Raw genomic sequence first — 26465 nt, 5'->3', positions numbered from 1 at the left:
ATACAACTTTTTTAATTATGGTATTTAGCGCTGCAGTTAATCTGTTTGTTAACAAAAAAACCACAACTCATAAGTACCACACACCAGGCCACATTAAAAGAACTTTGTTACGCTTTTGTTAACAAATGATGGCGAAGGTGTGAAGAATTAGGTGAGCAATTCAACTTGCGGATAATGCGTTTTGAAAAATTCGCGGACTGAACCGAGCTGCTGAATGGGGAATAGATGGTCACTCGAGACTTGATAATTAAAAGGGAACTGTAAAATAGCGTATTCCTCGTCGTATTCGCCCACCGCTACGCGTTTCAGCTTTTTATTGGGGACTTGTTCCAACCCAACACGTAACTTTTCACCATTAACATCCAACAAAGTCATGATATTTTTAACTTTGTTCTGCTCTCGATCTCTGGGGCTAATGAGCGACGCAGAGGCAACGATTACGGCTACGAACAAAACTGCAAATCCCTGGCCGATAAAGTGCAAGACCATAAAGTAACTAAGGTAAATGGTTAATAACCAGAGCCAAGCAGGAATGCCTTTGGTTTTCCGGGCCAGCCTCGCCCTAACGGTTTGTTCTTTATACATCTTTCAGCTCGTCATTTGTTTAAGTTCTATTAATTGTTGAACGACTTTCTCAACATTTGACGGTGCCCGTTTGGGCTGATAATTCAAAATATACTCGACCAATCCTTTACGTTCAAGAACGGGAACGCTGGGAGGTGAAGACAGCTTAACCCGTGCGCTGCGGTGTGAGAAAAACACAACGCCGTCTATCCATATAGATGCGCGGTTTTTCTTCAAATGCTCAGCCAAAACATGAATTTGTTTTTTTAACTGTTTTATTGGATTGCGAACTTTCGCTGTATATCGGCCACCTTTACGACCTACTTTATGGGCTACCCAATTAGAAGATTGCTCATCTCCCGTTACTTTAGAGTTGTTGTTCTTCACTTCGACTACAAACACGCCGTTAGGGCCCACAACAATTAAATCCAGCTCCGTGAAGCCGCGTTTTGCTCGCGAATTGGGTACATCAATCTGGTTAAACAAAACATAGTTATCGGGGAGTTTCTCTAAAAGCTGCAGTGTTTTTAATTCGCCTCTGGCGCCCGAACGCTTAGTGGATGCTGCTCCAATAATGCTGAAGAGGTAAATTAGTCCGACAATCCACCAGAAATTTGGTAATTTGTACATTAAAAAACCCGCAATAGGCGCGCCAATAATAGCGACCCATACGCGGGCTTTATTCACTTCTTGCGAAAGACAATTTTTGGTTATGTACTGCGTGTCGGCCATGACAATTTGACTACTTTTCCTTGCAAATAAGGGGCTATATTAAACCATCAAAGCAGACATCCGTCAGCTTTAACCCTTAGTTATCGGCTGGCTCCTTCAGCAGAATAAAGTGTTCGATCAAACGAATCATCAGCTCTTTTTGATTTGGTAAGCTCTCAGCTACCAGTAGTGCCAGAGCCACGAGAGTGTTGTCGTTAATCAACCGCTCAACAGGCTTAGCTAATAAATGCTGATTTAATCGCAGATACCACAAAAATAGGAAAGAACCCGAGCGTTTATTACCGTCGGCTAAGGGATGATTCTTGATAACAAAGTACAACAGATGGGCAGCTCGGCTTGCTATGTTGGGGTAAAACAACTCATCTGCAAAACCTTGTTCTATCGTCGCTAATGCCGAGGAAAGTCCATTGCCACGAACCTGTCCGAATAATTCAGTGGCTTCGCCTTTAGCTATAAGTGTTTTTCTAAGCTGTTGAATGGCATCGGCTGCATTATCTGGATCCAGAGCCTGCATACCATTTTGTCTGGTGCCTATTTCCGCTAAAACTTGCTCGTCATAACCTTGCAGCAGTGACCAGGAACGAGCGTACTCACTTATAACCTGAGCAACGGCTTCACCAGCTTCAGATACCAAGCCTTGGTTGCTCAGTGTACGACTGAGTAGATTCAGAGCCTGTTCAAACTCAACGCCCCGCTCTTGCAGCCGACGTTGGTTTAAAGTGTAGCCTTCAACCAGGTGCTCTTTTAATATTCGGGTTGCCCATTGGCGGAACTGTGTCGCGCGTTTGGAGCTCACGCGGTAGCCCACAGAAATAATGGCATCAAGGTTGTAATGTTTTACACGACGGCGGACTTGTCGTTTACCTTCTTGCCGAACTACCGAGAAATCCTCGGTAGTTGCCATTGCTTCCAGTTCATCTTCCCTGTAAATATTCTTCAGGTGCAAACCGATGTTATCGGTCGAGGTATCGAATAGTAATGACATCTGAGCTTGGTTCAGCCAAACTGTATCCTGTTCCAAAGCCACTTCCAGTTGTGCTTGCCCATCCTGGCTCTCAAATATTTGAATTTGCTTGTCGTTCACGCTTTATCCCTCATCCTTGAGCTTGATGTTTTCACTAAACGTTCCAGCATAGTCAGCATTTCTTCTTTCGGCCACAATGATTTCATTAAACCACCAAAGCCGTCATTCGTCAGCTTTAATCCCTTACTGCTTTTGCCTTATTGCCTCAATCAGTTCGTCTTTTGTCATTTCGCTGCGGTTATCAATATTGAGTTGCTGCGCTCTATTGTATAACTCATCTTTGGTGCGCTCTTCCAACCGACTATTGGGGTTACCTGTCCCTTGGGTAGTGGTGTTATCGGTAACCCCCTCCTCGCGTCGCTGCTTATTCACAGTGCGACTGGCAATTTCCTCTGCTTCGTCTTCACTCTTTCCGTCATCCAGCTGTGACTGCTTAATATGCTGATACATACGCTCGTCTTTGTCGCGCCAAACGTCTGGCATAGCTTCCTCCTTAATCATTAAAATGTCAGTGCGTTTCGCTTTCTCCACTTTTAAGCCTAGTACAACACATCTTAAAATGAAGACACGCAGGTCATCTTTACGGTTTATAGAGTAGAGCAGGTTTAGCTGTGAAGATCTGATTCACAAAGGCTAACGTAATTGAGTGAAAGACATTAAGTAGCCTGTTTATGAACCTGACTGAATCTGAAGTATCACGCGTTATAGAAATGGCGTGGGAAGACCGCACGCCATTTGAAGCTATTGAAGAACAATTTGGCCTGCAGGAAAAGCAGGTTATTAAGTTTATGCGTTCGCAACTTAAGCCGGGCAGCTTCCGCTTGTGGCGGGAACGTGTATCGGGGCGCAATACTAAACATCGTAAACTGCGCCCTGCGGAAGTGTCGCGCGGCTACTGCCCAACACAATATAAACAGCGTTAGGCAACAACCTACTAAAGCATACTTTTCAGAACCTTGTCCTTGCGGATAAAGTGATGATGAAAGGCCGCAGCAACGTGCAAAGCAACCAGTGCCATAAGTGCTATTGCCAGCCAGCCGTGCAGTTCCCGGAATACAGCATAGTTCTCAATATCGACAGTAAGCGCCGCCGGTAAGCGGAACCAGCCAAATACGTCAATTGGCCGCCCGGCAAAGTACTGCATTAAGTACCCTGAAATTGGCATGGCGAACAACAGCAAATAAAGCAGCCAGTGAGAAGCCTTGGCGACAAATGTCTGCAAGCTTGATAAGTCTCCGGGTAATGCCGGAATTTGATGGAACAAACGATTCACTAAACGGGCAATAACCAGTACGGCAGCCACAACACCAAAGGCTTTGTGCACGGTTAAAATGCTTAACTGCCAAGGTTCTAAAGAACGAACCATCAATAGACCAGCCGCCAGCATCGAAATAACCAAAGCCGCCATAGCCCAGTGGAACAAGCGCATCGACAAGGAAAACTGTTGTGTGTTATTCATTACCCTGCTCCTCCAGCTCGCCCATTAACGCTTCTTTTGCTCTGCGCCTATAAGACTCAGCATAAGCAGCAGACCTGGCACGGAGTATAGGGTCACGGGTTGCCTCAATACCGGTTGGTAACACCAGAGGGTCGTAATTTATACCGTGACATTCGCCCTGTAACTGCGGCGTTACCCCGGTAATAACAATTTGTCCCGCTGTAATCTGCTCACGGCTGTCCGGCCATGCTTTTGCTGGATTGTTCTCGTCATCTTTCTCATTTGCCAAAGTAAAAACCCAGTCAAAAACGATATTTTCTTTCGCTACCCGGTTGGTAATTTCTTGATGCAGAGCGTCCACACCCTCTAAGTTGTCAGAAGAAACTGAAACCGTCGGCTGCATAGTCCAGCGTACGGCTTGCTTTTCACCGTTTGAATTCACCAAATAAAACGCATTAATGCTGTTATAAGTTTCGGCAGCAAAACTTCCGCTGGGTTGGTATTGCCCTTTCCAGCTTAAAAAGTCACTGCTTTCAGGGTGTTCGGCAAAAAACTTTTGTATTGCTTTAGAACCGGCCTGAATCGCCTGAATTTGCTGGTAAAACGTATGCGGATCTTTAACAGCCATTACCGGCGGCGTGTTCATTGCAATACGCCATTGCTCGGTCGAACTCATGGCAAAGCTCAGAGCTAAACTGCGCACCGGTGCTTTTAAGTCAGGCGCTGTTGGATTATTCCCGGCAACAGAAAAACGCCCGATAAAAGGCATGGATCCCGTTTCAAATAGTGCCGCTTTTGAATAGCTGGCTAATTGTCCGTTTGAACGAAACTCACCACTAAGGCAAATACCTTTTGCGTGAGCTCTGCGGAAGCCTTCATGGCCGGTTTCTCCCTGCTGTAAATTCACAAACTCTTGCGCACTAACTTTGGGGGGATCATCGGCTGCCACGCTCATCATTGGCGCCAGCAATAACACCAGATATAGCTTCTTCATGTCAAAAGTACTCTTGTTATCATTTCTTTGGTTAGAGTATATCAGTCAATCGAGCACTGCGAGCAACGCTCTTTCCCTGTTAGTAGCTTGGAAATGCGGTTACGGTAGCGCGCGAAAAATAAGTAGGCTTTATCGGCAAACCACCGAATGAGAGGCCAGCGTAAAGGCGCGATCATCCAGCCTTTACCCACCTGCGACCAGGCCGCATAGGTTACATCCAGACCATAAATCATTTCACCGGAACTGGTCTGCCCGTGTAAATACTGGTTAGCCTTAGCAACGTCTACTGCAGGATAGCGCTGATTAAAATCCGGCTCGTTAATGTTCTCAAACTGGATCTTTCTTTGTTCGTCCAACTTCCTTAAATGACGCATTTCTTTCACGCACAACGGGCATCCACCGTCGAAGAAGATAACAAGTTTTGAGCTTTGCTCTGACATTAGAACCACCGTTTTGCGAATTACACCTTCTTATACGTTGTTTTTGCGTATTTGACTCATAATGTAATGCGAAAATCGGTCTGCAAATGCCTAAGGCTTATTTTCCCCGCTGGTCATCAATGGTATAAAGTTAAGTCTCTATAACAAAAACATAAACCATTCATCAGCTAAGGAACCTCAGCAGTTGTTAGTTTTCCACAAGGTCAGTCAGTTTAACGGGCATCGGTGTATTTTCCGTCATTTATCCTTAACTGTTGATGCGCCCCGCGTTTGCATTACCGGCCCCAATGGCATTGGCAAAACCACTCTGCTTTTATTAGCGGCAGGGCTTATCTCCCCGCGAGAAGGGGAAATTACCTATCAGAAGCAAAATGTTCTTCTGACAAGCAGTAAAAAGAACATAGGCATAAGCGCCAGCAAAGTTGCCTTACCAGCATTTATGACGGTGAAGGAGTTACTTAAATTTCACGCGCTGCAATTTAACTGCCCTACTAACAAATGGACCAGCGAGTTTGGGCTGGAGCCATATCTGGCAACTAAAGTCTCAAACCTCTCTCTTGGTAACTATAAAAAGCTGAGTTTAATTACCGCCTTAATGCATAAACCCGATCTGCTGCTACTGGATGAACCCGGTAATGGGCTTGATGAGCAAACTCGGGCGGTGCTGGAAAAGGTTTTGAACAGTTATCCGGGTCAGATTATCGTCGCCAGCCACGAGACTGTATTTTCGGACAATACCGACGTGCAGCACATCGCTCTGGAAAACATCATTGATGGTGCGGTGTGAGTTACTGGTTATTTCGAATCAGAATTTACCATGAGTCACTGAAGCAATGGCTGGACAGCCTTAGACAAATTAGCATGGGACTGGTGGCACTGTTTCCTCTCGCCCTGCCAGCACTTATTATGCTGCCGCTTTTGTCGATAGGCATTATGGCCAGCCCGGAAACCAGCGCATCGGTTTATCTGAACACCCTATGGGGCTATTTGTTGTTGCTGTATAGCTGGATGAGTTTTCAGCGGGACGGTATTTGCGCCACCCACTACCAGCTTTATATAAAATCATTGCCGACCAGGCCGCTCGTCAAATCCTTCAGTAACTTGGGGTTAATACTGTACGGAGCAAACTTTTTTATTCTGGGGCCGCTGGCTTTACTGCTTATTGTGGCGTTTCAGCAAAATGGAAGGCTGTTGTCCGGCGACGAGCAGCTTTGGTTTGAGCTAATTCCTTTAACGGGTGTCGTGGTCTTCGCTGCTTATTACGGTTTTGTTGCCGTTAACAACAGGCTTCCCTGGTTCAGCTTGCTGCTTTTTCCATTTCTTGCTTTTGCATTGCCCTGGGAATTAACCAAACCCGAATGGCTGCTACTGTGGAGCGCCGCAATTCTGGTTGAGCGTTTTATACCAAGCTTCTCAGTAGCACCCGGTAAATGGCCGAAAGGGCTGTTTCGGTTGCTTTTACAAGCCGACACCGACTCCCCCAACGGCGAGAAGTTAAGACTGGTGACTTTGCTACTGCTCATCGCTATCACTCGTCTCAGCGTTTCTCAAATAGCACCCGAAACGCAGCCATACCTTCTTAATTTGGTTAGTTTTGTCAGTGCAATATTATTAGCAAGTAGCTTATTCGGAACTCAGGCCCTTAGAAAACACTATCATTTGTATTTGAGCAGCTTGCCGGAAAAGCCGTTAGTTCAGCTGGGTAAAAGCGTTATTTATGCTTTTATTAAAGCGCTGGCAGGCGTGTTGCTTATCCTGCTATCGGGTATTTTTACAGAACAACAATGGACATTATGGCTATTGTTTTATATCAGCACAGCGCTTGGCATATTATTGCGGCCGCAGTGGTTTCTGTTGTTTCCCTGCGTGGCAGCACTTCTGGTTTTTCTGTCTTCGGCTGCATTGTAAAAACAATAGCCATTTTGCTTAGCTCATAATACGACATTGCCGCGCTGCCAACTTTAGTGAGCAATGCTAGTCTCTTTATGACACCTGGCGCAGACGCGCTGTAACTCGCTCCAAAATAAGAGGCAAGGATGCCAAAACTCTCTAAAATTCGTTTCATTTACTTAGCGGCATTTTTTATCGCTGCTTTTTGTACCTTCCCCGCAGCCGCATGGCAGGACTCAACGCAAACACAGCTCGCAAAAGTGTACGAACAGGACACAACCATTCCCATTAGAAACTACTTAGTAAGTGAAAAATACGACGGTATCCGGGCCATTTGGACAGGATCGCAACTACTGACCCGACAAGGCAATCTGATATCAGCTCCGGAATGGTTTACTGCACCACTACCCGCCGTTTGGCTTGACGGTGAGCTGTGGACAAAACGCCAGAATTTTGAGGAATTAAGTTCTATTGTGCGAACCCAAACACCAAAGAATAACCGTTGGCGGCAAGTGAAATATATGGTGTTTGATATGCCTGACGCGCAACTGCCTTTCGAGGAGCGATACAAAAATTATTCAAGCTTAATTGAGCAAATAAACGCTGAGCATATTAGGCCGGTTAAGCAGCAACGGTTTCATTCCAATCATGAGTTAAGCGAACACCTGCAAGCCATGGTTGATCAAGGCGCAGAAGGCCTGATGTTGCACTTAGCTACAGCGCTTCATCAGTCGGGTAGAAGCGACGCTTTATTAAAATTAAAACCCTATTTCGATGAAGAGGCAGAGGTTATCGCCCATTTACCCGGCAAAGGTAAATACACCGACATGCTCGGGGCGCTGCGCGTGCGCAATCAGCAAGGCATTGAGTTCTCTATTGGCACCGGCTTCACCGACGCCGAACGCGCTAACCCTCCGCCTGTCGGCAGTATCATTACCTACAAGTATCACGGCTACACCAGTAATGGCGTGCCACGCTTTGCCAGCTTTTTACGAATTAGGGAGGTTGTAGAGGGTGAATAAGCTTTTAGACACGGTGCGTATGCAAAAAATACAAAGAAACCACGAATTGACAACGTTGCGCAACACGCTACACTAAGAGCTCATGATCAAAACTTATCACTGATATCTATTATGTTTAACCCAGCCCACCCAGGCGAATTTATTCTAGCAACTTATATGCAGCCTTTTGGCTTGAGTTGCCGGTATTTAGCTACAAAGTTAAATGTTTCTCCATCCACTTTAAACAGAGTTTTGAAATGCCAAAGTGGTATAAGCCCTGAAATGGCGTTGCGTTTATCGAAAGCTTTGGGCAGAAGCCCGGAGAGTTGGCTAGCGATGCAGGATGCATACGATTTATGGCATGCCGGAAAAAATTTAAGTTTAGATAAGGTTCAAAAGCTTGATCTTACAGTCGCATCATAAATGCCTAACAGGCTCGCGATAAGCTGAGCTTTGAACAGAGTCCCGCATCCAGTCAATTCACCGCCAACAACTGGACATTACTTTACAAGATGGCGGTAGCGGTATGAGCGAACAGCAACTTGAACACGCGCTTATCCCCTTTTACAGCACTAAAGTCAGAGGCTCAGGTATTGGCTTAACACTGTGTCGCGATATTGTCGAAGCCCACGGAGGTAGCATTAACTTAAGTAATCAACCGAGAGGGCTTGAGGTTAAGCTTTTGCTTAAACTCCCATCATAACGTCCCAAAACGAGTATTGATATTTGTACTCCAGTGGAAGCGTATAAGACACCGTCTTTTCTTTTCCATTAATGATGAGCTTAAAACTGACTTTTTCCAGGAGCTTTTCAGGCATGCCCTTTTCGTAGTGCAAAACAACAGACTCCCGGCAACCCACCTTACCCGCGCATTTAGATATCGTTGACTCAACCTTTAACGGCTTGAAAAGCTCACCCGATTCAGAATAGTGCTCCAGAACCACCGACTCGGGTATAAGCTCTACGCCGGACTCACCACTCAAATTGAAGCTTAAAAATGATTTTCTCCAGGTCGACTCCGGCGTTCCTTGATGACTATTGTACACATCGTTCAAATGCGTAATCTCGACCAAATCGCTAAACCGACTGTCTGCGTTTACTTTATAAAGAGTGCTGTAAAACTCGTACTGGTTGCCATCATTGTCAGCATACTTATTTTTATAGGGAACAGGTGACCCACCCCGCTTTACGGCATAGTTGTAATGCCCGCAACCAGCGAGCAATAAAGAGGCCAGAGCTGTCAAAATTGTCAGTCGTTTCATAATAAGGTCTCGACACCGTGAAGCCGATTTTCAAATATTTTAAAGTACGCCGTCATCTGAGCAGGAGCAACATCTTTTACAATAAAGGCTGCTTACCCATCCCGCTTTTTTTCCCGTAGGCTCAAGAGCTGGTTAGACCTGCCGATATAAATGAATTATTGTTAACTGGAATATCCAGATGTTTAATCGCCGCCTCAAAAATGAACTCGAAGATCAGCGTAAGGAGTTAGCGATGCTCCGCCAACTGGCTAGCCAGATGGATCGGGGGATGCTGTCCATCACACTGAACTCCGATTTATGCATATCTGCCGTAAACCAAAGCTTTGCTGATGTTCTAGGTTACCAACGCGAACAGCTGTTAGGACGACCCATGTCAGAGATTGTGCCAGCTTACGTTCCGAAGCTAGCTTGTTTTCGAGACTTTAATCAGGCCGTTGCAAAGCTCGCACCGATAAGCGATGACTACCGCTACTTGCGTGCTGATGATTCCCTCGCCTGGCTTCGTATCAGTTGGCTTCCGATACAGAACGCGGACGGCAAACTATCCCATGTACAGGGATATGGCCGCGATGTAACCAAAACCATTGAAGGAAAAAAAGAGAGTGAAGCATTCATTGATGCGCTGATCCGCTCCACTGCGGTTATTCAGTTTAACCTTGATGGCACGGTAATTACCGCAAACGAACAGTTTCAGGACGCCATGGGTTACCGGCTCGAACAGATTGCAGGCAAGCACCACCGTATATTCTGTACACCAGAAGAGATTGAGTCGTCCGAATACACCGCATTCTGGAAAAAGCTAAACAACGGAGAGTATGTAGCAGGCCGCTTCAAGCGCGTCGACAGCCGTGGCCAAGAAGTGTGGCTTGAAGCCACTTATAATCCGGTGTATGACGCCGAGGACAACTTATCTAAGGTTGTGAAATTTGCCAGCGTGGTCACCGACCAAGTGGAGCGGGAAGCTCAGGTAAGAGAAGGTGCAAGCGTCGCCTACGACGTTTCACAACAAACGGATGTAAGCGCTCAAAAAGGCTCCGCTGTGGTTCAGAAGACAGTCGAAACCATGCAGCAGATAGCCGGGCAAATGCAAGGGACGAGCGAGAGCATTGAAGCGCTGGGTAAACAATCTCTGCAGATAAACGCTATAGTGCAAACCATCGGTGGCATCGCAGAGCAGACAAACCTGCTGGCACTAAACGCCGCTATTGAGGCCGCCAGAGCCGGTGAACAAGGGCGCGGATTTGCCGTGGTTGCCGACGAGGTTCGGAATCTGGCTGCCCGCACCAGTAAAGCCACAGAAGAGATTGTAAAAGTAGTCGAGAAAAATCAGACTCTCTCTGATGAGGTGATGCGTCAAATGTCCAGTACCCGAGAGGAGGCAGAACAAGGCCTGGAATTAGCCAACCAGTCGGGTGCCGTCATTGTAGAGATTCGGGAAGGTGCCAAACAGGTGGTCAACGCTGTAGAACGCTTCGCCAATGAGTTGTAGTAAAAATACATTGAAACCATGCTCCCGGGGGAGCCAATTTAGAGAGTGCTCCCCCTTCTTTTCAAAGGCGTACGGCCGCCGCAGTGTCTGTGATAGTCAAACACGCTCTTCAGTTCTGAGCGTCAGCACTTCGTAGTCATCCGCTTGCGCTAACTCTGCATCCGTAACCTCAAATACTGTTACTCCAATATTTGGAGTTCATTATAAAGAATGTTGCTCCCACTGGGATCGGTTTATCTTATACAAAACATGATCGCAAAGCGGGTGAGAAGGTTCTAAGTCCGGATGCTTAAAATTACAGGCATAGGACATTCCAATTTTTTTCATTACGGCTTGAGAACGCATGTTGTGCGCCGTCGTAAAAGAAACCACCTCTTCTAAACCCAAGTGAGTAAAAGCATAGTGCAGTGACGCTTTAGCAGCCTCGGTTGCGTAACCCATGCCCCAATATTGTTTCGCCAGACGCCAGCCAACTTCAACACATGGTGAGAACGGCATATTCTCTTTGGGGGTATGCAACCCGACAAACCCTATAAATTTACTCTGTTCAGGGAGCTCTACCGCCCAGAAGCCCCAACCTCGTTCAGCGATGAGAGACTTAATTCGTCTTCCCCCACTGTAACTTTCTTCCTTCGTTAAAAGCTTCGGAAAAAACTCCATCACGTCCTTATCACTGCACATCTGCGAAAAGGGCAGGAGGTCTTCGTCATCCCATTGCCGAAGTATGAGTCTTTCCGTTCTAATCATAATTCATGTCATTTGACGCCGTGTTTGTTAAATGCTTATCTCTTTTACTATTGCCCACAAGGAAAAGACTATGCTGGCAATAAAGCCCAGGGCCACCAGCCCTAATAAGGTGTAGAACCCGAACCGAAAGGCGTTAACAACGCATTCGTAAACTACGGACAGCGGTGGCTTTGCTTTTAATAGAAGGCTGCCTGTCCGAGAATTCGCGCTGAAATAGGCTGTGTAAATTGAATAAAATACACCCACCGCCATCCCAACATAGGTGACTGAGAAATATGCTTCAAGAAAATGTATCCAGCCCACTTTTTATCCTATACACGTATAACGCTTTAAGCACAGCGGCTCAGTTTCCAGCGTCCGATGCCTTCACTTGTTAACAGATTCTAATCGACTTTCGAAATGAATTCACAAACCTCGTCAGAACGTAATGGCCTCACTAGACGAGCCACTTCATTGCCATTGTGCAAGAGTATCAGAGTCGGCCAAAGCTTTACCTTGAACGCACGCCCCAGTGGTTTGCCCTTGCCGTCGTATATTTTAATATGACGTAGCCCTGAATGTTCAGTTACTGCTTCTTTTATCGCGGAACTTGCTGCCTGACAGTGTCCACACCAAGGCGCGCCAAACTCAAGTACAACGTCACCGGATAACTCGCCAGTTTGTTCAAAGGTAAATGCTTCTTCCGCGTAATCGGAGTTAGAGCCAATATCGTCGGTTTTCATCCAACTTACTCCTCACCAAGCTCGGACATTCGCAATAGCTGACTACTACGACGCACAGTCAGAACATCAACCTGATCTTTGATGCTGTAAATAACCCGATACGATCCAAATATCAGCTCCCTGATGCGAGATGAGCCCACCTCAGGAACCATGCGCCCACTTTTAGGAAAATCAGCTAACCGCTCAACCGTGGCAAATAAATCATCAACCCAATGTACCGCAGCCGCCGGATTATCTTCTGCAATATACCAAGCAATGTCCTCTACACGCTCCAGCGCAAGCGGGGACCAGATAATCTTCATTGAGCAAGCCTACTCAAAACCCGAGCCTTCGCATCTTCATGCGAAATACCATTCCCGGAAGCAATCTGTTCTTCCGCCTTGTACACCTCTTCTAGTATTTCCAGACGTTGTTGCATCTTCTCATATTCGTGAACATCCACCAGCACTGCAACGCCTCGACCTCTTTGTGTCAGCACCATAGGACGACGGTTTTCATGGAGCTGCTTTACGAATGTGGCTACCCCTGCACGAAATTCAGACAGAGGGCGGATATCTTCATCTACTCGAACCCTTGACATGGAAATCACCTCAGTACTTTTTAATGTACATCAAAGAGTACAATATGACTTGAAGGCAAGCAAGGTATCTGTAGGAAAAACCAGCGCTCTGCTAAAGGGATGCCGGAGCGAAATTAAGCAACTTGTTAAGCTCCTTTTCGGACCACTTCTCCAGTTCAAGAACTGCCGTGTAGGGGTCTCCAGAAATTCCCATAATCTGACAAATAGCAGGTTCTGTTTTGAGACCGCTTTCTTTAAGCTGCCGTATCCTGTCGATGAACTCATTGCCGCCAATTTTTACAAGGCGTTTCATTACCTGATAATGGCGAAATGCAGCCTGTAACTCCACTGGCGTTTTTGACGCATAGATTTCAATTAAAAATTGGTTACAGTGAAACTGACCTAAAGCGTGATCTTTGCGTTGGCGTATGCTGTATGCTTCATAGCCGGAATATGCCGATTCAAATGCCTCAATAAACGCTTCCTGTTCCTGGTACGTACAAACGATATCGATGTCGCTTTCCTTCGTATCCAGAGAAGCAAATATCGTACTAACGACTTCCGGCGAATAGGCGTTAAGTTTAATCAGAATTCCCGATTCTTCTATCGCTTTGTTGGCGCGGACGATCTTGCTATTCATTTTGGCCATTTTTGGGATTCATATAGCATCTATCTATATTGTGCCGATACAACAATAAACTAAGCTATAGTACTGATAAAAATGAGCGTTAGGTTAAACTAGAACTAAAGGTAAAATCGTTTCTCAAAAAGCCCTATGCGAGGCACACCATGAACTCAACTAAAATTAATTACATTGAATTACCAGCGCGGAGCCTTGAAGCAACAAAGCGCTTCTTTCAACAAGCCTTTGGCTGGGAGTTTGTAGACTATGGTCCGGAATACGCGGCTATTCAAAATGCGGGGCTCGATGGCGGGTTTTACCAATCTGATTTAGTTGCTCAAACGTCAACGGGCAGTGCGCTGGTGGTGTTATACAGCAAAGACCTTGAGCAAAGCCTGAAAAGCGTTGAGGATGCAGGCGGTAAAATCCTCAAGCCTATATTTGATTTTCCCGGTGGTCGGCGTTTTCAGTTTACCTGCCCAAGTGGAAATGAGTATGCAGTATGGTCAGAGTAGTCACACAAATACCAAACGACGCCCTCAAGCACCTGCGTGCCCGCATGGACAGCTATCATGTCATTACGGAGAGCTGTTGGCAGAAGTTTCAGAGCCTGCTGAGTTATCACGAATACGTTCGTGGTGACTTAATCTACTCTGTAGGTGAGCATCCCGACAGCTTTAGTTTTATCCATAAAGGCTTAGCCCGGGTGTTTCATTTGGATGAGAACGGTCAGGAGTACAATAAGCGGTTTTTTAGTGAAGGTGAGTTCCCCGCCTGCATGACATCGCTATTAACGGCCACACCTTCGGCATTAAGTGTTGAGTGCTTAGAAAACTCGGCGGTGCTACAAATTAACTTTCGTGGTTATCGCCAGTTGCTGGAGCAAAGCCCTGACTTAATGCGTTATCACATCCTCTATTTAGAGAAAAACTGGCTGCTGGAAAAAGACGAACGCGACAATGCCTTTGGTCAAACTACGGCAAGTAAGCGTTACCAAACTTTTGTAGAACAACTTCCGCATCTTGTTAGTCGGGTGCCTCAATACCACATTGCCTCTCACTTGGGTATAACGCCGGTGCAACTGTCACGATTACGCAAACAGTTACAAAACCCTAAGTAATTTTCCGCTTATTAAACTATGTTAATGCGGCCTTTCCCGGGTCTCTGAATAATAGAGCTCACTTGCAGCAATAGAAGCTAACAGGAGCTCTAAATGTATTTAGAAAAATTACAGCAATGGCGTTACGCCACCGCTGACTTCTCTGGCGCCGAAATCGCTGACGACGTTCTCGATAGAATCTTAAACACCACCCGTTTAACGGCCTCGTCTTATGGTTTGCAGCCTTACTGCACACTGGTTATTCGCGACAAAGACCTACGTGAGCAGTTGGTTAATCACTCTTTTGGTCAGCAAAAAGTTGCGGACAGCTCGGCGCTGGTCATATTTGCTGCAAAAACAGGTGTGGTTGCAGACATAGTCGCCCCTTATATTTCGGAATTAAGCCAGCAGCGCCAGCTCACCAACGAAGAAGCGGAGAATACCCGCAACTATTTAACGCAAAAGCTGCAGGCCATGTCAGCCGCAAAGCGCAAAGAATGGGCAGCGCGTCAGGCCTATATTGGTCTGGGTACATTTTTGCTGGCCGCCGCTGAACTCGAAGTCGACAGTTGCCCAATGGAAGGCATTGAGCATGACGCCTATGACAATATTCTCTCGCTGAAAGAACTCGGCCTTAGCACCGTATTCGCTTGCCCTGTGGGCTATCGCAGCGAGGCAGATGCAACCCAGTTCCAGAAAAAAGTCCGCCAGCCACTATCGCGGTTTAAGGTTGTTTTATGACCCAGACAATACTTGTGATATTGGCTATTGCAGCGGGCATGTCGATAGCCATTCAGGCCAGTATTAACGCTATGATGGGGCAACTGGCGCACAATACGTTCTTGTCGCTGACCATAGCCTTTACTATTAGCGCGCTGTTCTCCGCACTGGCTCTGTGGGGCTTTAGCGAACGAACCAGCATTACTTTTTTTAGCCTGCCCTGGTACTTCTGGTTAATTGCCGCCATTTTTACCTGCTTTGGCGTCGGCACCATGTACTTTCTAATACCAAAGCTGGGCGTGGGACAAGTCATGGCTTACGCGCTGGCCGGGCAGCTCATTGGTGCCATGATCATCAATCATTTTGGCTTTTTAGGGAATACCGCAATTGCACTTAACAGCTACCGCCTAATTGGCGCTTGTTTTCTTATCGCCGGGGTATTTTTAATTAATATGGGGGCACGGCAATGACAACCGAGCAACAACAAAACCTTTATAACTTGCACCAGCTTTGGCGCATGCAGCCTTATCAGGAATTTACCACCAACCAAGGCGCTACACTTTACAAGCTAGAACAATGGCCGCGCAGAATATGGTGCGAACCGGGCAATTACTCAGAAGCGGAAAAAGAGCAACTGGTGACAGAGCTAAGTGCAAAAGCCTCTGACTCTCATATCTTATCCATGCCCGAAATACTGTTGCCAAAAGCCGGAACGGGGTTACTCCTGCTACCGTCGGAGTTAACACCCAGTTTTAGTCAGCAAATGATGGTGAAAACTCTGAGTACATCAGCGCTTTCAGACCCCGGCCCCAGGCTAACGCTAGAGCCAATAGAAGATAACCAGGCTCAACAATGGGCGAATACCACAGGCGCATGTTTTGGTTATGAGGTTGAGTCGTCGTCTGTTCAAAACCTGTTACTTGGTGGCGCCTGCTTGTACTTTATAAAATATCAGGGGCAAGTAGCCGGTACCGCCATGACCTTCATCCAGGAACAACAAATGGGTATTCATCAGGTGGGTGTACTGGACGACTACCGGGGCAAAGGGTTGGCCAGAGATGCCATGCTAATACTTGAGCAATATGCACTGGATGCTGGCATCAATACCCTCCAACTGCAGGCATCTGCTATGGGAGAGCCACTTTATCAATCCCTGGGCTATCGCTCGTTAGGTGCCATTCACAATTTCATAAAAATTGACGCTACATAGCTTTTTACGTAAGTTACTTACAACTTAATTGAAACAAGGAAGAAAGCATGTCTAAGTTTACGGAATACAAAGTCATTCATATTGCGGAAGGTGGCTGTGGAACTTTGCTTCTGGGCTCAAGTGGTCTGCCGTTAAAGAAAATTGAATCGACTTTGAACCAGGAAGCTGCCGACGGCTGGCAAATGGTGTTTCAGGTACTTGAGCAAAAACGCTTTTGGCTGTTTTGGACACGTGAAGCGGCCATTGTCACTCTGGGTCGATAAAGCCCGTCATGGTAAAGCGGCTCATTTTAGCCTCAATTCGTTGGTATCAGCGTCGTGGCGGTTCGCGCCACTTCTTTAATACCGAATGTAATTTTGAGCCGTCCTGTTCGCACTATACGTATCAGGCCATTAGCCAATACGGTAGCTGGCGCGGTATAAAGCTTGGTGTAGCGCGCATGAAGCGTTGTAACGACCCTGACTGCGTTCACAAAAAGCACGACCCGGTTCCTGAAAAGATCCTTAAATGAGGTACTCTTATGTCTTCTGAACAATTACGTGATGAAGAAGAAGCTCTGCGCAAGCAAATACGTGAGCTAACGCCTGAACAGCGAAAAGAATATTTCCGCCTTGAAGGTGAGCAGATAAAAGACCCCGACACTTACGCCGTTTTAAACTGGTTTGTAATGGCAGGCTTACACCATTTTTATCTGGGTAAAACGCAGCGCGGCGTTATCAACCTCTGCGTCATGCTGCTCGGGCTGGTTCTATTGCCCTTTTTTCCTATCGTCGGAATTATCGTTCTGCTCGGCATTGTCATTGTCGAGCTGCCGCAATTGTTTAAGTCACAACAAATTGTTCATGCTTACAACAATAACGTTATGCGCGAGCTCCTTCATAAAGTTAAGTCAAATAACGCCTAAGCGCCTCTCAGGCAAAATCTTTCAGCCTGAGATGACCCTCTATTGAGTCGGCAAGTGCTTTTGGCACCTCATGTTCAGTGGCTAACTCCCGCCACTGAGACACCGCGTTAATCACATCGTCAATAATTGCATCAATTTCTTTGCGCTCTATCCGCGGAAGCTGAACGTCAGCAAGCGCGTAAAAATCGGCGCGGGTATGGCCGCTGCGCTTGCCATTTAGCGACATCCAGTGCTGCTCTACCCATGGGTTTCCGGGTTTATAGCTAAAGGCCACATCATAAGCCGGGCTCAACCGCCATTGCTTGTCTTCCAGCATAAAACCAAAGTTCTTGGAGTGATCATCGTGGTTGGTTGCTACGTGGTTAAACACCATACGGCGAAATAAGTCTATAGCGTCCGCCCGTGGCAACCTCAGCTGGCGGGCAACCTGAAACAGCTCTTCATAAGAAAACGCACCAATGTCGTGATAGTTCACGTGCTTAATAGCGGTAAGCGTTTGAATGTGCTTTTTTTCATTGCCTATTCTGTCAAAGCGCTTGGTCACAAAATGGCGTCGGTTGCCTTCATCCAGCAGGTGGCATGGCATCATATGAATGCCGGCTTGCGTGGCCATTAAGTAATACACATACTCCATGGCGCCGTAGCCTAGCGGGTCGCCAAAGGTTTGCTGAGAAGGGTCGCGCTCTTTTACGCCGTCAAACTTCAGCAGATAATGCTCAAAGCCCTCGGGTACAAGCCCCTGCCCTGAGCGAACCTGGCTGAAATCCTTATTAAACGCCAGTACCGCTTTTGGCCTTGCGCCACCGGCGCTGGTGCCAACCGCTAATAAGGCCTGCATCATTTCTTTGTCTGCCGCGTCGTCAAAGTGCGTGCTCTTACGAAAGCCCTTTCGTGCATCGAGCACTTCCTGCGCTAACCTCATTAAGCTCTCAAGCTCAATGTCTTTGTTTTTGACGTTGGTTTGATTCTTACGCGCCGGGTGATATTCAAGCGCCCCCATGCCCCGCTCGCCGGTGTACTGAAGCCGCTCAAGCGGACTCAAAGGCTCGGTGCGATCGGGCTGTTGCGCGACCCATTGGTTCAGTACCGCATTACCAAAGTCGTCGGGCAAAGAGTCCGCCAGCATGCCCGGCAGGCCTCTGAAGGTATCCCAGTTTAACCCCGGAAAAGAGTAAATTCGCCCCTTCTCGGCAGGCATAGTTAAAGGCGCCAGCGGAATATTTTTTTCGACAAATTCAGATAAGTACTCGAACCGCGCAGCCGTGTCGCCTTTGTTATAACTTAAGGCACCGACAGGCTCACCTTTGTAGCGAACTTCAATGGTATTAATCACCAATCCAGCTCCTTGTCATCAGCAGGTTTCACACGCGTTTTACCGCTCGCTCGCTTCTTCTGCTTGGTGCTACTTTTGAGCAGTTGCACAGGAGAAACGCCCTCGTCCGGGAATGCGGCCAGTAAATTGTCGATATGCCCCAAAGCCTGAAGAATAGCGACATAGGTCGGTAAGGTGCTTTTACCACCCTCGGCGGATTTAACCGCATTCAGTGAGACATTAGCTAAGGTAGCTAAGTCCTCCTGAGTTAAATCCTGGTTCAGCCGATACTGCCTGACTCGCTGACCAATGATTGCTGAAACACGTTCAGAATCCATATAAAGAACCTTAAACAGACTTTAAACTTACAATTTGAGTGTAGCAGACCATTTGAGGGATGTAATTATTTTTATGTAAAAGTATTTATATGGGCTTTAATATTAATTTTTGACAGCAAAAGCCTTTTTGGGGGCTGTAAAATAGATTTAAAACAGGCAGTTGATAATACTTGTTTTGGGTATCACTCGATAGTCTGCTTTGTGGCTGTGAGTTCAATCGGTGAATGCAACGCTATCCTTATTTAAGGGAGGATCGGACCTTAGAATTTTTGCCTCACTTAACTGGTTACTTGCCTCCCTGTCATTAGTAAGTGTGGGGCGCGCGAATCAGGCACGGTATACCTATCCCCGCGTTATTACGTGTTTTTTTATTGTGTTGTGGATTTAAGTCGTTTACTGTCAATGACATAACGAAACATCAAAGTTGGTTATTGTGCGCTCGTCAGAGTCTAATTGAGCATGCTCAAATTACTTCCGCTTATTCAGAACGTTTTAAGGTCGAAATTTTGGTTAGATCGATAACTTAAAAGTCGACACCTATCAATTAAACGAATTACAAAGTGCACACGAACAATATAAAAGTGTTAGGTGAGAGATGAACCTCAGTCAAATTGAGACAATAGCAAATATCGTAGAATCGGTATTTATAGCATTTGCTGCGGTTCTTGCTGGTGCTTGGGCTCTATATCAGTTTTTTACTCTTAAAAGAATTGACCAAGCAAGAGCTGAAGTAGAAAAGCTAAAAAGGGAATTAAAACAGCAGAGCGTAGCTGATGTTACGATGGATGCTGAGATTATCCGAAGTTCTGAGGGGGTGTTTATCTCCGTAGAAGTAAAAATTCATAATCTTGGAAACCGTACGGAACTCATTAACCTAGAAGAAAGCTGTCTATCTGCTACCAAGGTACTAAAGAGTACAGAAAGCTTTGTAAATTTTTCACCTGAAATGATTGAGGGGTATAGAGATCCCAGAACAGCGAGAGAGGAAGCCAGTCTTCTTCCTGGTGAAACTCAAACAGAAACATACCTTATTTGTGTTGAAAATCCTGGAATCTATTACCTAGATTTAGAGATACAAGGATCGCATGAGTCCAATGAAGAATATAAAAAAATCCTATCAAGTGTTGGGAAGAAAATGGAAAAAGATGAGCGCTTTGTATGGTATATCTCTAAATCAATAGTTGTTACCTAACAAAGCCATCAAGTGGGACACCCAATACTCCGTTGCTTTTGTATTGTCGCTGAGCCCCTTTATAACACCAAAGCGACTCCGCATTGGCCGTCCCTTATTCCGTGCGTTATAGCGCAAAGAATAGGAAATTAGTTTTTGACTATAAATGAAAATTTGATTCGAGATAAATTAGCCAATAACTTGGAAGTTCTGGAGGAGGGATTAACGCTAGTCGAAACTGAGCTCCAGCTATCAAATGACTTTGGCTCAGGAGGTCGGATTGATATTCTAGCTAAAGATGAGTTCGGTCAATATGTAGTCATCGAGCTAAAGAAAAATGATCAAGCTGAATCTCCACTAGTTCACTAATCCAGTCCACCCGACTTAATTTTTAATAACCCTAGATTGAAATTTTTTTCATTTGCTAGCCTCACCTTTTATCCAGTTCGAAAAATCTCCTTTTTCAATAAGTTCAAATCATCAACAGCCCGAATCACGAAAGTATTATTTGGCTCAATAAATTTAATAAACTGCCCTAAACCTATTAGCTTATCAAGAGATAAAAGGTCGAAATCACCGTGAACACCGTTAAATGATTTTTCTTTATTGAGCATCATATAATGGTGCTTTTGTCTAAACTCCCTACGAGTTTTTTTGGGAACTCTTACAAAATCTCCAGATATAGACAAACCGGATATCATTTTTCCTTGATTTATTTTTCTATGAGTAAATTTTTCATGATTCAACATAAAACCGTAATTCTCAATCTGCTTTACGGCTTTTACTATAAAATCACTTGGAATAGCTTTACCTGAAAAAGCCAAATCATCTGCATAGCGACTAAATTTAATATTATAAAAATCAGACAGATAGAATAAGCTTTGATCCAACTCCCTCATTACAAGGTTACTAAGAGTAGGGCTTGAAGGCGCACCTTGAGGCAAACTACCATAAACACAACAAAGTTTTGACAACTGATAACTTAGTTTTGGAGTAAACCCTGCCTCATTGAACACTCTATTAACCATGGCTCTAGAAATATGAGCAAAATAATCTTTAATATCTAATTTTAGAAGTTCTGTACAGCCTAAGTGAAATTTCGCGTTATCCAGTATTGAACGAGATTTTACATATCCATATGCATGTTCGCTCACAACGAATTTTTCTAAAATTTGTTCTTTTATCCAAGATTGGATGTAGCTAAGGATTGGGTATGGTGAACTGATTAGCCTCTTTTTTCTTCTTCCATTGATTTCAAAGGTACGATAGAACTCACTCCCCTTGAACATCACACGATATAAATAGTTCTTTTCGACTCCCAATAATCTAGATAGGTGTTCTAGCTCAAAGATCACAGGGAAACCACGATTTGCCAGCCTCTCAGCATAATTAGCTAAATGCTCAGACTGCTGTTCGCTAATCCCCTCGCTTTGTAAGAAACTCTTCCATTGACTAAAATTTAACAATTTTTAACCTAACCCATTGATTTTAAAAGTCGCTTACTACTACAAATTACCCGTTTACTTCTCATCTATGAGGTTAAAACCTACCTTCCATTAAAGGGCGAATGCACCCTTACGCTAGTAAGTAAGCGACAATTTAAAATAACATGTTACTCACTAATTAGTCGAGCTTTAAAGTCTTATCAATAATGTCTAAATTAGGTTTATATGGCTCCGTAATCTCACACGCTTTATCAACCATGGTTTGTATTAAATTCTTGTCTAACTCCAACTTCCTTGAAGACATAGCATTATAAATGAAAGCCAATTGCTCATTTGAAAGCTTTGAGTTCAGCTTGAAAACATGTTCTCGATGCTCTATTACTTTTTTAGCACTTAAAAACTCTATTATTTTTTTAACTTCTGAAGGTGTGAAGCGAAATTTTTCATGTAATTCATAAAATTCGTGTTCTTCCTTATCTTTCGCCAGCTCTATCACTAATTTAATCAGTATAGGCTCCATAATTATCTTAGCCTTCTAAATAATGTATTCCGCACCTTTCCAAACCTCTTTTTAGGCCACCAGAATAGAGGGAAAACATTATTTGAACAGTTATTACCATATACTTGATATAGAGTCTCAGAGCCTTTATATCCTAATGCGAAATCTCTGATATTCAAACCTTTGTATTTTTTTTGAAGATTGCTTTCCAGATCCAACATCATTTTTTTGTATTCATCAGCCTTGTCTGATTCATAATCTGATATTCCCTTTCTAAGGATGACAGGGCAAAACATTTCTACCTTCAAGTTTTTTTCAATATGGCGAACTCCATGGTTCATCGCAGCAAACCCTAGAATCCTAAAATTAACACCAACTATACCCAATTCAGCCAACCTATTTTTAAAACTTTTCAGTTTTGTCACCATCGTTTTCCCTGAGCCTATGAAGTCATCGAAAACTAACACTTCAGTTACTCCTTTTTGGATATGTACCAAGGCCGCTTCGAAATTAGAAAAAAGTAACTTTTCGCTCCAGTCGTCTAGTGTAGCTAGATTATTTTTTAAAAATTGTAATCCTGCAACTGAACCATCTATCTCATTGCCATCAGATGTAGCAACCATAAGGACATTTTCTGGTTTTATTTCCCATTCCTTAATCTTGTCTACTATTAAATATGCGTTATCATTCAAGCATCTGTCGTTTAAATGTTCCAGACGTTTCAACAATTCAACTACTAGTTTTTTACTTTCATCATCCTCAAGTTCTTCCCATAGAGCTAAAATCCCCGATTGATATTCCCTATCATCCAACCAAGGTATCTGTTCAGCTATACTAGCCAATGAATAAAAGTCTTCTTTAGAAGTTTTTTCTGTTTTTATAAACATGTAAAAGCCTTTATTTACTTGTGGACTTCCCAGCTTTCACTAGACAGTCTGTAGATCCTCAAACTCTGGGAAGTCCAGTCCTCTGTATCTTATATCACTCCCATTAAAGGACTTGTTAAGTAACTTCACAATAACTCCGAATGAAATCTAATACTTCTAATAATAAACACGCCCTTCTATCTCCAATACATCATGTGTACGCAACAAAATGTAAACTGCGCATGAAGTGCGGTTCTCGTCTTTAAATGAATTATTGAATGGGCTCAGCTTAGGTCTGATAAGTAGGCCGTATTCAATCATCCGCATAATGCGTCAAACTTTCGAATGAACGCCTCTTGCAGTGGCCCATCACACACAAGTTCCTCGCCGTATTGTTTAATATATTTTATTGTGGCGGCCTCAAAGTCATCCCGATACACAGTTTTAGTTTCCATGCACACAATATCCACTCCTGAATCAGATTTACCCCTTATACGCCATCCATTTTTTGTTGATGCTTCGTGAAGCAGACCACACCTGACTGACGAGTAGAAATCTATTGCTTCAACTTCTGAAAACTTCTCGGAGAATGGTTCTCGCTTGGTTAGGAAATCAATGAAACATTGCTTGCTTCCGTTGTACTCGTGTACCTGAAGCTCATTTTTGTGACACCGGCGATATGTCTTACCTTCGTAACAAGATTCTAGGAACTCAATGAGAGAACATAATAAAGTCATTATAGTAAAGCCGTACCCATGATAACTGTCGTCATTTCTTAGGCTATGTATCGGTTCGAGATATCGAGACTGAACTCGCCCCCAAAAGAAATCCTTAAACGCTTTTCTCCATTCCAATTGGTCACTTGAATCAATTATCGATTCTCGTGTCTTTTGCCAGTCTTTAACTGTTCTACTGTCAGTTATATACATAGCTTTGATATGCCTAAAGCCGACCGCTAGAGCCGAACGAAAGGAAGTTCAACAACTCAATCTTGCTCAGCATTTTGTACCTCTCCGATATGAAGCACTTCACCCAAAATTAAATATGTATTAAGAAAGAGAGACCGTGCTTCTTCAGCAGTAACATCTTTGTGAACCCCGGTAGATACGCGATCATAAAGATTAGAGAGGTTCTGACGGATCTTAGCTTTTCTTGATTTGCTCTCTACTCTCTGGTGAACAAAAGCATTTATTCGGTTTTGGTGTCTGTTAGGCCCTAGTGAGACCTCATTATCACCCATTTTAATAGTGTCATCCGTTGGAGGAAATATTGAGTCAGCGAATGATTCAATTATCCGGCGAACCGTTGTTAATGCTTGGCTAATAGACTCGGGTTCGTCTTCTGAAAGTCGGGACATAACAGACGGAATTTGCTCAAGAATTTCACCAGCATGCCCCGCTATTAATGTATCGATATCACTTTTATATTTTTCGAATATTGACTCGCTTAAACTATCAAACTCCTTTTCGTAGTACACATCAGATACAAAACTATGGAGTAGAGCAAAGACCCTACTTTTAATACCACTCAGTCTTGAAATATAGTTGGTTGTCGACAACTGTTGTTGCTGATACATATGCATTACGCGAACACCAAAATCACCACCTGTATCCGGCGTTGTCATTGAGCGTAGCTTAATATTCTCAGCTTCAAGTGCTGCTTCATGCTGAGCTAGTGGCCCCCAGTAACCTTTCTCCTCGTCTTTCTTAACCCAGCGCCCCGTCTTACCCATGTATTTTATTGATGTAGCTTCAGAGGAGTTGTAACCTCTCATCTCGAAACTTATCCAATGTTTTATTTCTTCTGAACCTACCCATCTAGCCAAGCGAGATGCCTTTAGCAAAAGTGCCTCAGCGGATAATCTGCTTAGTTCAATATCATCAAGCAGTTCTTTCGCTAATTCTAGAATATGTTCAGATCTGCTTTGGGACACTAATATCTCCTAAATGCTCAATATATAAAGCTCATGCACGAGCGTTTCTATCTCTTAATCGACACTAAAAGACTTTACTGCACAACGCAACCACAAACACCCCAGCGCAATGAAGCGCTGCGCTTCCAAATGCAAACCAATTGTGCCCGCCAGGCGCCTTGTCAATTTCATATCGAGATGGTGGTTTTATAATTTTCAAAGCGACAACCAAATTTACACGCAAAACGTCATTTGAAACTGAAAATGGATAATAAAAAAGCCCGCTAAAAAGCGGGCTTCAGATTCATGTCAGTGAGGCATCGAACCTGACGTGAACGTCAGTATTCTCATGAAATAAGTCGTTTAATTCGACCCTTTATTTTACAGGGCTTTGAATTCGTGCGATTTTAAATAAGATGTTTAAAAGTGAACATAACACTAAATAAGACATAATTATTTACATCCTAAGGACACAAGATGAAGACAATATCAATTATCCCCTTGTTCAGCTCAATGTCGCTTATATTGGCAACGATTTACCTGATGTTCTTCTGGCGAGAGTTTGGAGTTGATATCTTCCAATTCTTGGGTTTATCTGACTATATAGGTCAAGCAATAGCACCTCTTATAATATTTATTATTAGCACGTCGTTTGGCCTAGTGGCATCTAGTATCCTTTTAAAGCCAATGCTAAATATGGTGTTAAAGATAGAACCCCATGATTCAGAGCTAACGGTTGATGGAAAAGTTATTTGGCAAAGACGCATAGGGAATTTTATCGCCAAAGCAATCCCTGTGATATTTGGGTTCCACTTTATATTTACGGGAACAACCCCTCTCGAAATAGGCATTGGCTTTTTGTTAATCGCAGTTCCATTTTATGACAACATCAGAGGAAAGTATTTTGATGAGATTATTCCTAAAGAATCATTAATTAATAGCCTTATACCTGTCTTTTTGCTTTTTTTAGCTCTGACTCCGGGGGTTGCATCTATGAATGCTAGTGCAGTTAAAGCCTCCACCATGGAAGTTCGCATAAACAACAATATTGTAAGGAATAGTGTTTTTATTGGAAAATCTGGAGATTATTTTTTCTTTTGGAATAAGGCTTCTCATAGGACAGAAATTCATAGCAGTTCAAACCTAAGTTCACTTCAAGTTGTAATTCCGAGAAAAGATAAGAAGACCTTATACGAAATTTATAAGACGTTATTTTCAAAAAAGGAAATAGATACTGACACCTAGTCATCCTATGTAGAACATTGATATCAGTTAAACAGATTCATCAGCTTTCAACAGGTTGATTAACCTCTATAAGATTATTAACCTCAGATGTATCACAAAGTAATGCAATATCGCTAATATCACCAATCTCTAACTTAATAGGATTATTGCCAGAAATACCTGTATGAGAGTGTTCAATATTCTGTGTCAGCCAAGTTTTCATAAATCTATGTGGCCATCCAGTCGACCTTCAAAGTGGATGGTTAGCTGAGACAGTGTCA

39 protein-coding genes are annotated in these 26465 nt (G+C 44.2%); 18 read left to right on the top strand and 21 right to left on the bottom strand.

Annotated elements, in window-relative coordinates:
• Window positions 1–147: 147 nt before the first annotated feature.
• The 4 genes from DEU30_RS10590 to DEU30_RS10575 all read right to left on the bottom strand — a co-directional run bounded on the left by DEU30_RS10590 (window position 148) and on the right by DEU30_RS10575 (window position 2803).
• Window positions 148–585, bottom strand: coding sequence for a hypothetical protein (locus tag DEU30_RS10590; RefSeq protein WP_011235273.1), 438 nt, complete (start codon window positions 583–585; stop codon window positions 148–150).
• Window positions 586–588: 3 nt separating this feature from the next.
• A complete protein-coding gene (locus DEU30_RS10585) occupies window positions 589–1296 on the bottom strand; it encodes a nuclease-related domain-containing protein (RefSeq protein WP_114982210.1) in 708 nt (235 codons plus the stop codon).
• 76 nt (window positions 1297–1372) lie between these two features.
• Window positions 1373–2380: a virulence protein RhuM/Fic/DOC family protein gene (locus DEU30_RS10580; RefSeq protein WP_114982211.1), complete on the bottom strand. Its 1008-nt coding sequence runs from the start codon at window positions 2378–2380 to the stop codon at window positions 1373–1375.
• Window positions 2381–2503: 123 nt separating this feature from the next.
• A complete protein-coding gene (locus DEU30_RS10575; RefSeq protein WP_114982212.1) occupies window positions 2504–2803 on the bottom strand; it encodes a Rho termination factor N-terminal domain-containing protein in 300 nt (99 codons plus the stop codon).
• A 188-nt stretch (window positions 2804–2991) separates the two neighbouring features.
• Between DEU30_RS10575 and DEU30_RS10570 the strand changes: the two genes are divergently transcribed.
• The gene (locus DEU30_RS10570; protein ID WP_011235278.1) at window positions 2992–3243 is read left to right on the top strand and encodes a TIGR03643 family protein; all 252 of its coding nucleotides are present in this window, start codon (window positions 2992–2994) and stop codon (window positions 3241–3243) included.
• Window positions 3244–3254: 11 nt separating this feature from the next.
• Here DEU30_RS10570 and DEU30_RS10565 read toward each other — a convergent pair whose 3' ends face one another.
• Genes DEU30_RS10565 through DEU30_RS10555 form a run of 3 tightly spaced genes read right to left on the bottom strand, consistent with a single transcriptional unit; the run spans window position 3255 to window position 5192 of the window.
• Entirely contained in the window at window positions 3255–3779 is a 525-nt protein-coding gene (locus DEU30_RS10565) for a cytochrome b (protein WP_114982213.1), read from the bottom strand.
• Complete coding sequence (locus tag DEU30_RS10560; RefSeq protein WP_114982214.1) at window positions 3772–4752, bottom strand: catalase family peroxidase; 981 nt, start codon at window positions 4750–4752, stop codon at window positions 3772–3774. Before DEU30_RS10560 ends, DEU30_RS10565 begins: the two co-directional genes overlap by 8 nt.
• A 41-nt stretch (window positions 4753–4793) precedes the next feature.
• Window positions 4794–5192 (bottom strand): DUF393 domain-containing protein, encoded by a 399-nt coding sequence (locus tag DEU30_RS10555; RefSeq protein ID WP_114982215.1) that lies wholly within the window; start codon window positions 5190–5192, stop codon window positions 4794–4796.
• Between the two features lie 184 nt (window positions 5193–5376).
• Here DEU30_RS10555 and DEU30_RS10550 point away from each other — a divergent pair, with 184 nt between their 5' ends.
• The 5 genes from DEU30_RS10550 to DEU30_RS10530 all read left to right on the top strand — a co-directional run bounded on the left by DEU30_RS10550 (window position 5377) and on the right by DEU30_RS10530 (window position 8786).
• Window positions 5377–5979 carry an ATP-binding cassette domain-containing protein gene (locus tag DEU30_RS10550; protein ID WP_114982216.1) on the top strand — a complete coding sequence of 201 codons (603 nt, stop codon included), beginning with the start codon at window positions 5377–5379 and terminating at the stop codon, window positions 5977–5979.
• On the top strand, window positions 5976–7100 hold the full coding sequence (locus tag DEU30_RS10545) for a DUF6136 family protein (RefSeq protein ID WP_114982217.1): 1125 nt from the start codon (window positions 5976–5978) through the stop codon (window positions 7098–7100). The genes DEU30_RS10550 and DEU30_RS10545 overlap by 4 nt, the downstream gene beginning before the upstream one ends.
• A gap of 128 nt (window positions 7101–7228) precedes the next feature.
• Window positions 7229–8104, top strand: a complete 876-nt coding sequence (locus DEU30_RS10540) for a DNA ligase (protein ID WP_114982218.1) — start codon at window positions 7229–7231, stop codon at window positions 8102–8104.
• A gap of 111 nt (window positions 8105–8215) precedes the next feature.
• On the top strand, window positions 8216–8506 hold the full coding sequence (locus DEU30_RS10535; protein WP_181813912.1) for a HigA family addiction module antitoxin: 291 nt from the start codon (window positions 8216–8218) through the stop codon (window positions 8504–8506).
• Window positions 8507–8609: 103 nt separating this feature from the next.
• A complete protein-coding gene (locus tag DEU30_RS10530) occupies window positions 8610–8786 on the top strand; it encodes an ATP-binding protein (protein WP_243734120.1) in 177 nt (58 codons plus the stop codon).
• Here the strand turns inward: DEU30_RS10530 and DEU30_RS10525 are convergent.
• Entirely contained in the window at window positions 8770–9345 is a 576-nt protein-coding gene (locus DEU30_RS10525; RefSeq protein WP_114982220.1) for a hypothetical protein, read from the bottom strand. The genes DEU30_RS10530 and DEU30_RS10525 overlap by 17 nt on opposite strands.
• A gap of 178 nt (window positions 9346–9523) precedes the next feature.
• On the opposite strand from DEU30_RS10525, the gene DEU30_RS10520 reads away from it, so the two are divergent.
• Window positions 9524–10834, top strand: coding sequence for a methyl-accepting chemotaxis protein (locus DEU30_RS10520; protein WP_114982221.1), 1311 nt, complete (start codon window positions 9524–9526; stop codon window positions 10832–10834).
• Window positions 10835–11035: 201 nt separating this feature from the next.
• On the opposite strand, the gene DEU30_RS10515 is transcribed toward DEU30_RS10520, so the two are convergent.
• From DEU30_RS10515 to DEU30_RS10490, 6 genes are all read right to left on the bottom strand, one after another.
• Complete coding sequence (locus DEU30_RS10515) at window positions 11036–11581, bottom strand: GNAT family N-acetyltransferase (protein ID WP_114982222.1); 546 nt, start codon at window positions 11579–11581, stop codon at window positions 11036–11038.
• 27 nt (window positions 11582–11608) lie between these two features.
• Complete coding sequence (locus DEU30_RS10510) at window positions 11609–11884, bottom strand: hypothetical protein (RefSeq protein WP_114982223.1); 276 nt, start codon at window positions 11882–11884, stop codon at window positions 11609–11611.
• A gap of 80 nt (window positions 11885–11964) precedes the next feature.
• Entirely contained in the window at window positions 11965–12303 is a 339-nt protein-coding gene (locus DEU30_RS10505; protein ID WP_114982224.1) for a thioredoxin family protein, read from the bottom strand.
• Window positions 12304–12308: 5 nt separating this feature from the next.
• Entirely contained in the window at window positions 12309–12605 is a 297-nt protein-coding gene (locus DEU30_RS10500; protein WP_114982225.1) for a type II toxin-antitoxin system RelE/ParE family toxin, read from the bottom strand.
• Complete coding sequence (locus tag DEU30_RS10495) at window positions 12602–12883, bottom strand: type II toxin-antitoxin system Phd/YefM family antitoxin (protein WP_114982226.1); 282 nt, start codon at window positions 12881–12883, stop codon at window positions 12602–12604. The genes DEU30_RS10500 and DEU30_RS10495 overlap by 4 nt, the downstream gene beginning before the upstream one ends.
• A 91-nt stretch (window positions 12884–12974) precedes the next feature.
• Window positions 12975–13511, bottom strand: coding sequence for a DUF4269 domain-containing protein (locus DEU30_RS10490; protein ID WP_227016377.1), 537 nt, complete (start codon window positions 13509–13511; stop codon window positions 12975–12977).
• 140 nt (window positions 13512–13651) lie between these two features.
• Here DEU30_RS10490 and DEU30_RS10485 point away from each other — a divergent pair, with 140 nt between their 5' ends.
• The 8 genes from DEU30_RS10485 to DEU30_RS10450 all read left to right on the top strand — a co-directional run bounded on the left by DEU30_RS10485 (window position 13652) and on the right by DEU30_RS10450 (window position 17417).
• Window positions 13652–13999: a VOC family protein gene (locus DEU30_RS10485; RefSeq protein ID WP_114982227.1), complete on the top strand. Its 348-nt coding sequence runs from the start codon at window positions 13652–13654 to the stop codon at window positions 13997–13999.
• Window positions 13987–14604 carry a cyclic nucleotide-binding domain-containing protein gene (locus DEU30_RS10480; protein WP_114982228.1) on the top strand — a complete coding sequence of 206 codons (618 nt, stop codon included), beginning with the start codon at window positions 13987–13989 and terminating at the stop codon, window positions 14602–14604. The genes DEU30_RS10485 and DEU30_RS10480 overlap by 13 nt, the downstream gene beginning before the upstream one ends.
• A 93-nt stretch (window positions 14605–14697) precedes the next feature.
• Entirely contained in the window at window positions 14698–15324 is a 627-nt protein-coding gene (locus tag DEU30_RS10475) for a nitroreductase family protein (RefSeq protein ID WP_114982229.1), read from the top strand.
• Entirely contained in the window at window positions 15321–15773 is a 453-nt protein-coding gene (locus DEU30_RS10470) for a DMT family transporter (protein ID WP_114982230.1), read from the top strand. Before DEU30_RS10475 ends, DEU30_RS10470 begins: the two co-directional genes overlap by 4 nt.
• The gene (locus DEU30_RS10465; RefSeq protein ID WP_114982231.1) at window positions 15770–16513 is read left to right on the top strand and encodes a GNAT family N-acetyltransferase; all 744 of its coding nucleotides are present in this window, start codon (window positions 15770–15772) and stop codon (window positions 16511–16513) included. The genes DEU30_RS10470 and DEU30_RS10465 overlap by 4 nt, the downstream gene beginning before the upstream one ends.
• 47 nt (window positions 16514–16560) lie before the next feature.
• A complete protein-coding gene (locus DEU30_RS10460; RefSeq protein ID WP_011235308.1) occupies window positions 16561–16776 on the top strand; it encodes a DUF4177 domain-containing protein in 216 nt (71 codons plus the stop codon).
• Window positions 16777–16784: 8 nt separating this feature from the next.
• On the top strand, window positions 16785–17024 hold the full coding sequence (gene yidD / locus DEU30_RS10455) for a membrane protein insertion efficiency factor YidD (RefSeq protein ID WP_114982232.1): 240 nt from the start codon (window positions 16785–16787) through the stop codon (window positions 17022–17024).
• A 9-nt stretch (window positions 17025–17033) separates the two neighbouring features.
• Window positions 17034–17417, top strand: coding sequence for a TM2 domain-containing protein (locus DEU30_RS10450; protein WP_114982233.1), 384 nt, complete (start codon window positions 17034–17036; stop codon window positions 17415–17417).
• A gap of 7 nt (window positions 17418–17424) precedes the next feature.
• Here DEU30_RS10450 and DEU30_RS10445 read toward each other — a convergent pair whose 3' ends face one another.
• Together DEU30_RS10445 and DEU30_RS10440 are read right to left on the bottom strand one after the other, a co-directional pair.
• Window positions 17425–18750 carry a type II toxin-antitoxin system HipA family toxin gene (locus tag DEU30_RS10445; protein WP_114982234.1) on the bottom strand — a complete coding sequence of 442 codons (1326 nt, stop codon included), beginning with the start codon at window positions 18748–18750 and terminating at the stop codon, window positions 17425–17427.
• The gene (locus DEU30_RS10440; RefSeq protein ID WP_114982235.1) at window positions 18747–19067 is read right to left on the bottom strand and encodes a helix-turn-helix domain-containing protein; all 321 of its coding nucleotides are present in this window, start codon (window positions 19065–19067) and stop codon (window positions 18747–18749) included. Before DEU30_RS10440 ends, DEU30_RS10445 begins: the two co-directional genes overlap by 4 nt.
• Before the next feature lie 595 nt (window positions 19068–19662).
• Here DEU30_RS10440 and DEU30_RS10435 point away from each other — a divergent pair.
• Both DEU30_RS10435 and DEU30_RS10430 read left to right on the top strand, forming a co-directional pair.
• On the top strand, window positions 19663–20259 hold the full coding sequence (locus DEU30_RS10435; RefSeq protein WP_114982236.1) for a hypothetical protein: 597 nt from the start codon (window positions 19663–19665) through the stop codon (window positions 20257–20259).
• A gap of 135 nt (window positions 20260–20394) precedes the next feature.
• Entirely contained in the window at window positions 20395–20607 is a 213-nt protein-coding gene (locus tag DEU30_RS10430; RefSeq protein WP_114982237.1) for an endonuclease NucS domain-containing protein, read from the top strand.
• A 68-nt stretch (window positions 20608–20675) separates the two neighbouring features.
• On the opposite strand, the gene DEU30_RS10425 is transcribed toward DEU30_RS10430, so the two are convergent.
• The 4 genes from DEU30_RS10425 to DEU30_RS10410 form a co-directional block, all read right to left on the bottom strand.
• Complete coding sequence (locus DEU30_RS10425; RefSeq protein WP_114982238.1) at window positions 20676–21704, bottom strand: reverse transcriptase family protein; 1029 nt, start codon at window positions 21702–21704, stop codon at window positions 20676–20678.
• Window positions 21705–21861: 157 nt separating this feature from the next.
• Window positions 21862–22203: a hypothetical protein gene (locus DEU30_RS10420; RefSeq protein WP_114982239.1), complete on the bottom strand. Its 342-nt coding sequence runs from the start codon at window positions 22201–22203 to the stop codon at window positions 21862–21864.
• 2 nt (window positions 22204–22205) lie between these two features.
• Complete coding sequence (locus DEU30_RS10415; protein ID WP_114982240.1) at window positions 22206–23069, bottom strand: hypothetical protein; 864 nt, start codon at window positions 23067–23069, stop codon at window positions 22206–22208.
• A gap of 964 nt (window positions 23070–24033) precedes the next feature.
• Entirely contained in the window at window positions 24034–24981 is a 948-nt protein-coding gene (locus DEU30_RS10410; protein WP_208107277.1) for a hypothetical protein, read from the bottom strand.
• Between the two features lie 456 nt (window positions 24982–25437).
• Between DEU30_RS10410 and DEU30_RS10405 the strand changes: the two genes are divergently transcribed.
• Window positions 25438–26205 carry a hypothetical protein gene (locus DEU30_RS10405; protein WP_114982243.1) on the top strand — a complete coding sequence of 256 codons (768 nt, stop codon included), beginning with the start codon at window positions 25438–25440 and terminating at the stop codon, window positions 26203–26205.
• Between the two features lie 40 nt (window positions 26206–26245).
• On the opposite strand, the gene DEU30_RS13600 is transcribed toward DEU30_RS10405, so the two are convergent.
• The gene (locus tag DEU30_RS13600) at window positions 26246–26407 is read right to left on the bottom strand and encodes a hypothetical protein (RefSeq protein ID WP_166649037.1); all 162 of its coding nucleotides are present in this window, start codon (window positions 26405–26407) and stop codon (window positions 26246–26248) included.
• Between the last annotated feature and the right edge of the window lie 58 nt (window positions 26408–26465).

The organism is Idiomarina sp. 017G (assembly GCF_004362265.1).
In the GTDB taxonomy this organism is placed as follows: domain Bacteria; phylum Pseudomonadota; class Gammaproteobacteria; order Enterobacterales; family Alteromonadaceae; genus Idiomarina; species Idiomarina loihiensis.
The sequence above is the reverse complement of the archived record's forward strand: the minus strand, read 5'-3'. Positions and strand labels throughout refer to the sequence as shown.

Coding starts and splice junctions, on each gene's coding strand:
- DEU30_RS10590 (WP_011235273.1), bottom strand. CDS start 585: ATGTATAAAGAACAAACCGTTAGGGCGAGGCTGGCCCGGAAAACCAAA.
- DEU30_RS10585 (WP_114982210.1), bottom strand. CDS start 1,296: ATGGCCGACACGCAGTACATAACCAAAAATTGTCTTTCGCAAGAAGTG.
- DEU30_RS10575 (WP_114982212.1), bottom strand. CDS start 2,803: ATGCCAGACGTTTGGCGCGACAAAGACGAGCGTATGTATCAGCATATT.
- DEU30_RS10570 (WP_011235278.1), top strand. CDS start 2,992: ATGAACCTGACTGAATCTGAAGTATCACGCGTTATAGAAATGGCGTGG.
- DEU30_RS10565 (WP_114982213.1), bottom strand. CDS start 3,779: ATGAATAACACACAACAGTTTTCCTTGTCGATGCGCTTGTTCCACTGG.
- DEU30_RS10560 (WP_114982214.1), bottom strand. CDS start 4,752: ATGAAGAAGCTATATCTGGTGTTATTGCTGGCGCCAATGATGAGCGTG.
- DEU30_RS10555 (WP_114982215.1), bottom strand. CDS start 5,192: ATGTCAGAGCAAAGCTCAAAACTTGTTATCTTCTTCGACGGTGGATGC.
- DEU30_RS10540 (WP_114982218.1), top strand. CDS start 7,229: ATGCCAAAACTCTCTAAAATTCGTTTCATTTACTTAGCGGCATTTTTT.
- DEU30_RS10535 (WP_181813912.1), top strand. CDS start 8,216: ATGTTTAACCCAGCCCACCCAGGCGAATTTATTCTAGCAACTTATATG.
- DEU30_RS10530 (WP_243734120.1), top strand. CDS start 8,610: ATGAGCGAACAGCAACTTGAACACGCGCTTATCCCCTTTTACAGCACT.
- DEU30_RS10525 (WP_114982220.1), bottom strand. CDS start 9,345: ATGAAACGACTGACAATTTTGACAGCTCTGGCCTCTTTATTGCTCGCT.
- DEU30_RS10520 (WP_114982221.1), top strand. CDS start 9,524: ATGTTTAATCGCCGCCTCAAAAATGAACTCGAAGATCAGCGTAAGGAG.
- DEU30_RS10515 (WP_114982222.1), bottom strand. CDS start 11,581: ATGATTAGAACGGAAAGACTCATACTTCGGCAATGGGATGACGAAGAC.
- DEU30_RS10505 (WP_114982224.1), bottom strand. CDS start 12,303: ATGAAAACCGACGATATTGGCTCTAACTCCGATTACGCGGAAGAAGCA.
- DEU30_RS10500 (WP_114982225.1), bottom strand. CDS start 12,605: ATGAAGATTATCTGGTCCCCGCTTGCGCTGGAGCGTGTAGAGGACATT.
- DEU30_RS10495 (WP_114982226.1), bottom strand. CDS start 12,883: ATGTCAAGGGTTCGAGTAGATGAAGATATCCGCCCTCTGTCTGAATTT.
- DEU30_RS10490 (WP_227016377.1), bottom strand. CDS start 13,511: ATGGCCAAAATGAATAGCAAGATCGTCCGCGCCAACAAAGCGATAGAA.
- DEU30_RS10485 (WP_114982227.1), top strand. CDS start 13,652: ATGAACTCAACTAAAATTAATTACATTGAATTACCAGCGCGGAGCCTT.
- DEU30_RS10480 (WP_114982228.1), top strand. CDS start 13,987: ATGGTCAGAGTAGTCACACAAATACCAAACGACGCCCTCAAGCACCTG.
- DEU30_RS10475 (WP_114982229.1), top strand. CDS start 14,698: ATGTATTTAGAAAAATTACAGCAATGGCGTTACGCCACCGCTGACTTC.
- DEU30_RS10470 (WP_114982230.1), top strand. CDS start 15,321: ATGACCCAGACAATACTTGTGATATTGGCTATTGCAGCGGGCATGTCG.
- DEU30_RS10465 (WP_114982231.1), top strand. CDS start 15,770: ATGACAACCGAGCAACAACAAAACCTTTATAACTTGCACCAGCTTTGG.
- DEU30_RS10460 (WP_011235308.1), top strand. CDS start 16,561: ATGTCTAAGTTTACGGAATACAAAGTCATTCATATTGCGGAAGGTGGC.
- yidD (WP_114982232.1), top strand. CDS start 16,785: ATGGTAAAGCGGCTCATTTTAGCCTCAATTCGTTGGTATCAGCGTCGT.
- DEU30_RS10450 (WP_114982233.1), top strand. CDS start 17,034: ATGTCTTCTGAACAATTACGTGATGAAGAAGAAGCTCTGCGCAAGCAA.
- DEU30_RS10440 (WP_114982235.1), bottom strand. CDS start 19,067: ATGGATTCTGAACGTGTTTCAGCAATCATTGGTCAGCGAGTCAGGCAG.
- DEU30_RS10435 (WP_114982236.1), top strand. CDS start 19,663: ATGAACCTCAGTCAAATTGAGACAATAGCAAATATCGTAGAATCGGTA.
- DEU30_RS10420 (WP_114982239.1), bottom strand. CDS start 22,203: ATGGAGCCTATACTGATTAAATTAGTGATAGAGCTGGCGAAAGATAAG.
- DEU30_RS10415 (WP_114982240.1), bottom strand. CDS start 23,069: ATGTTTATAAAAACAGAAAAAACTTCTAAAGAAGACTTTTATTCATTG.
- DEU30_RS10405 (WP_114982243.1), top strand. CDS start 25,438: ATGAAGACAATATCAATTATCCCCTTGTTCAGCTCAATGTCGCTTATA.
- DEU30_RS13600 (WP_166649037.1), bottom strand. CDS start 26,407: ATGAAAACTTGGCTGACACAGAATATTGAACACTCTCATACAGGTATT.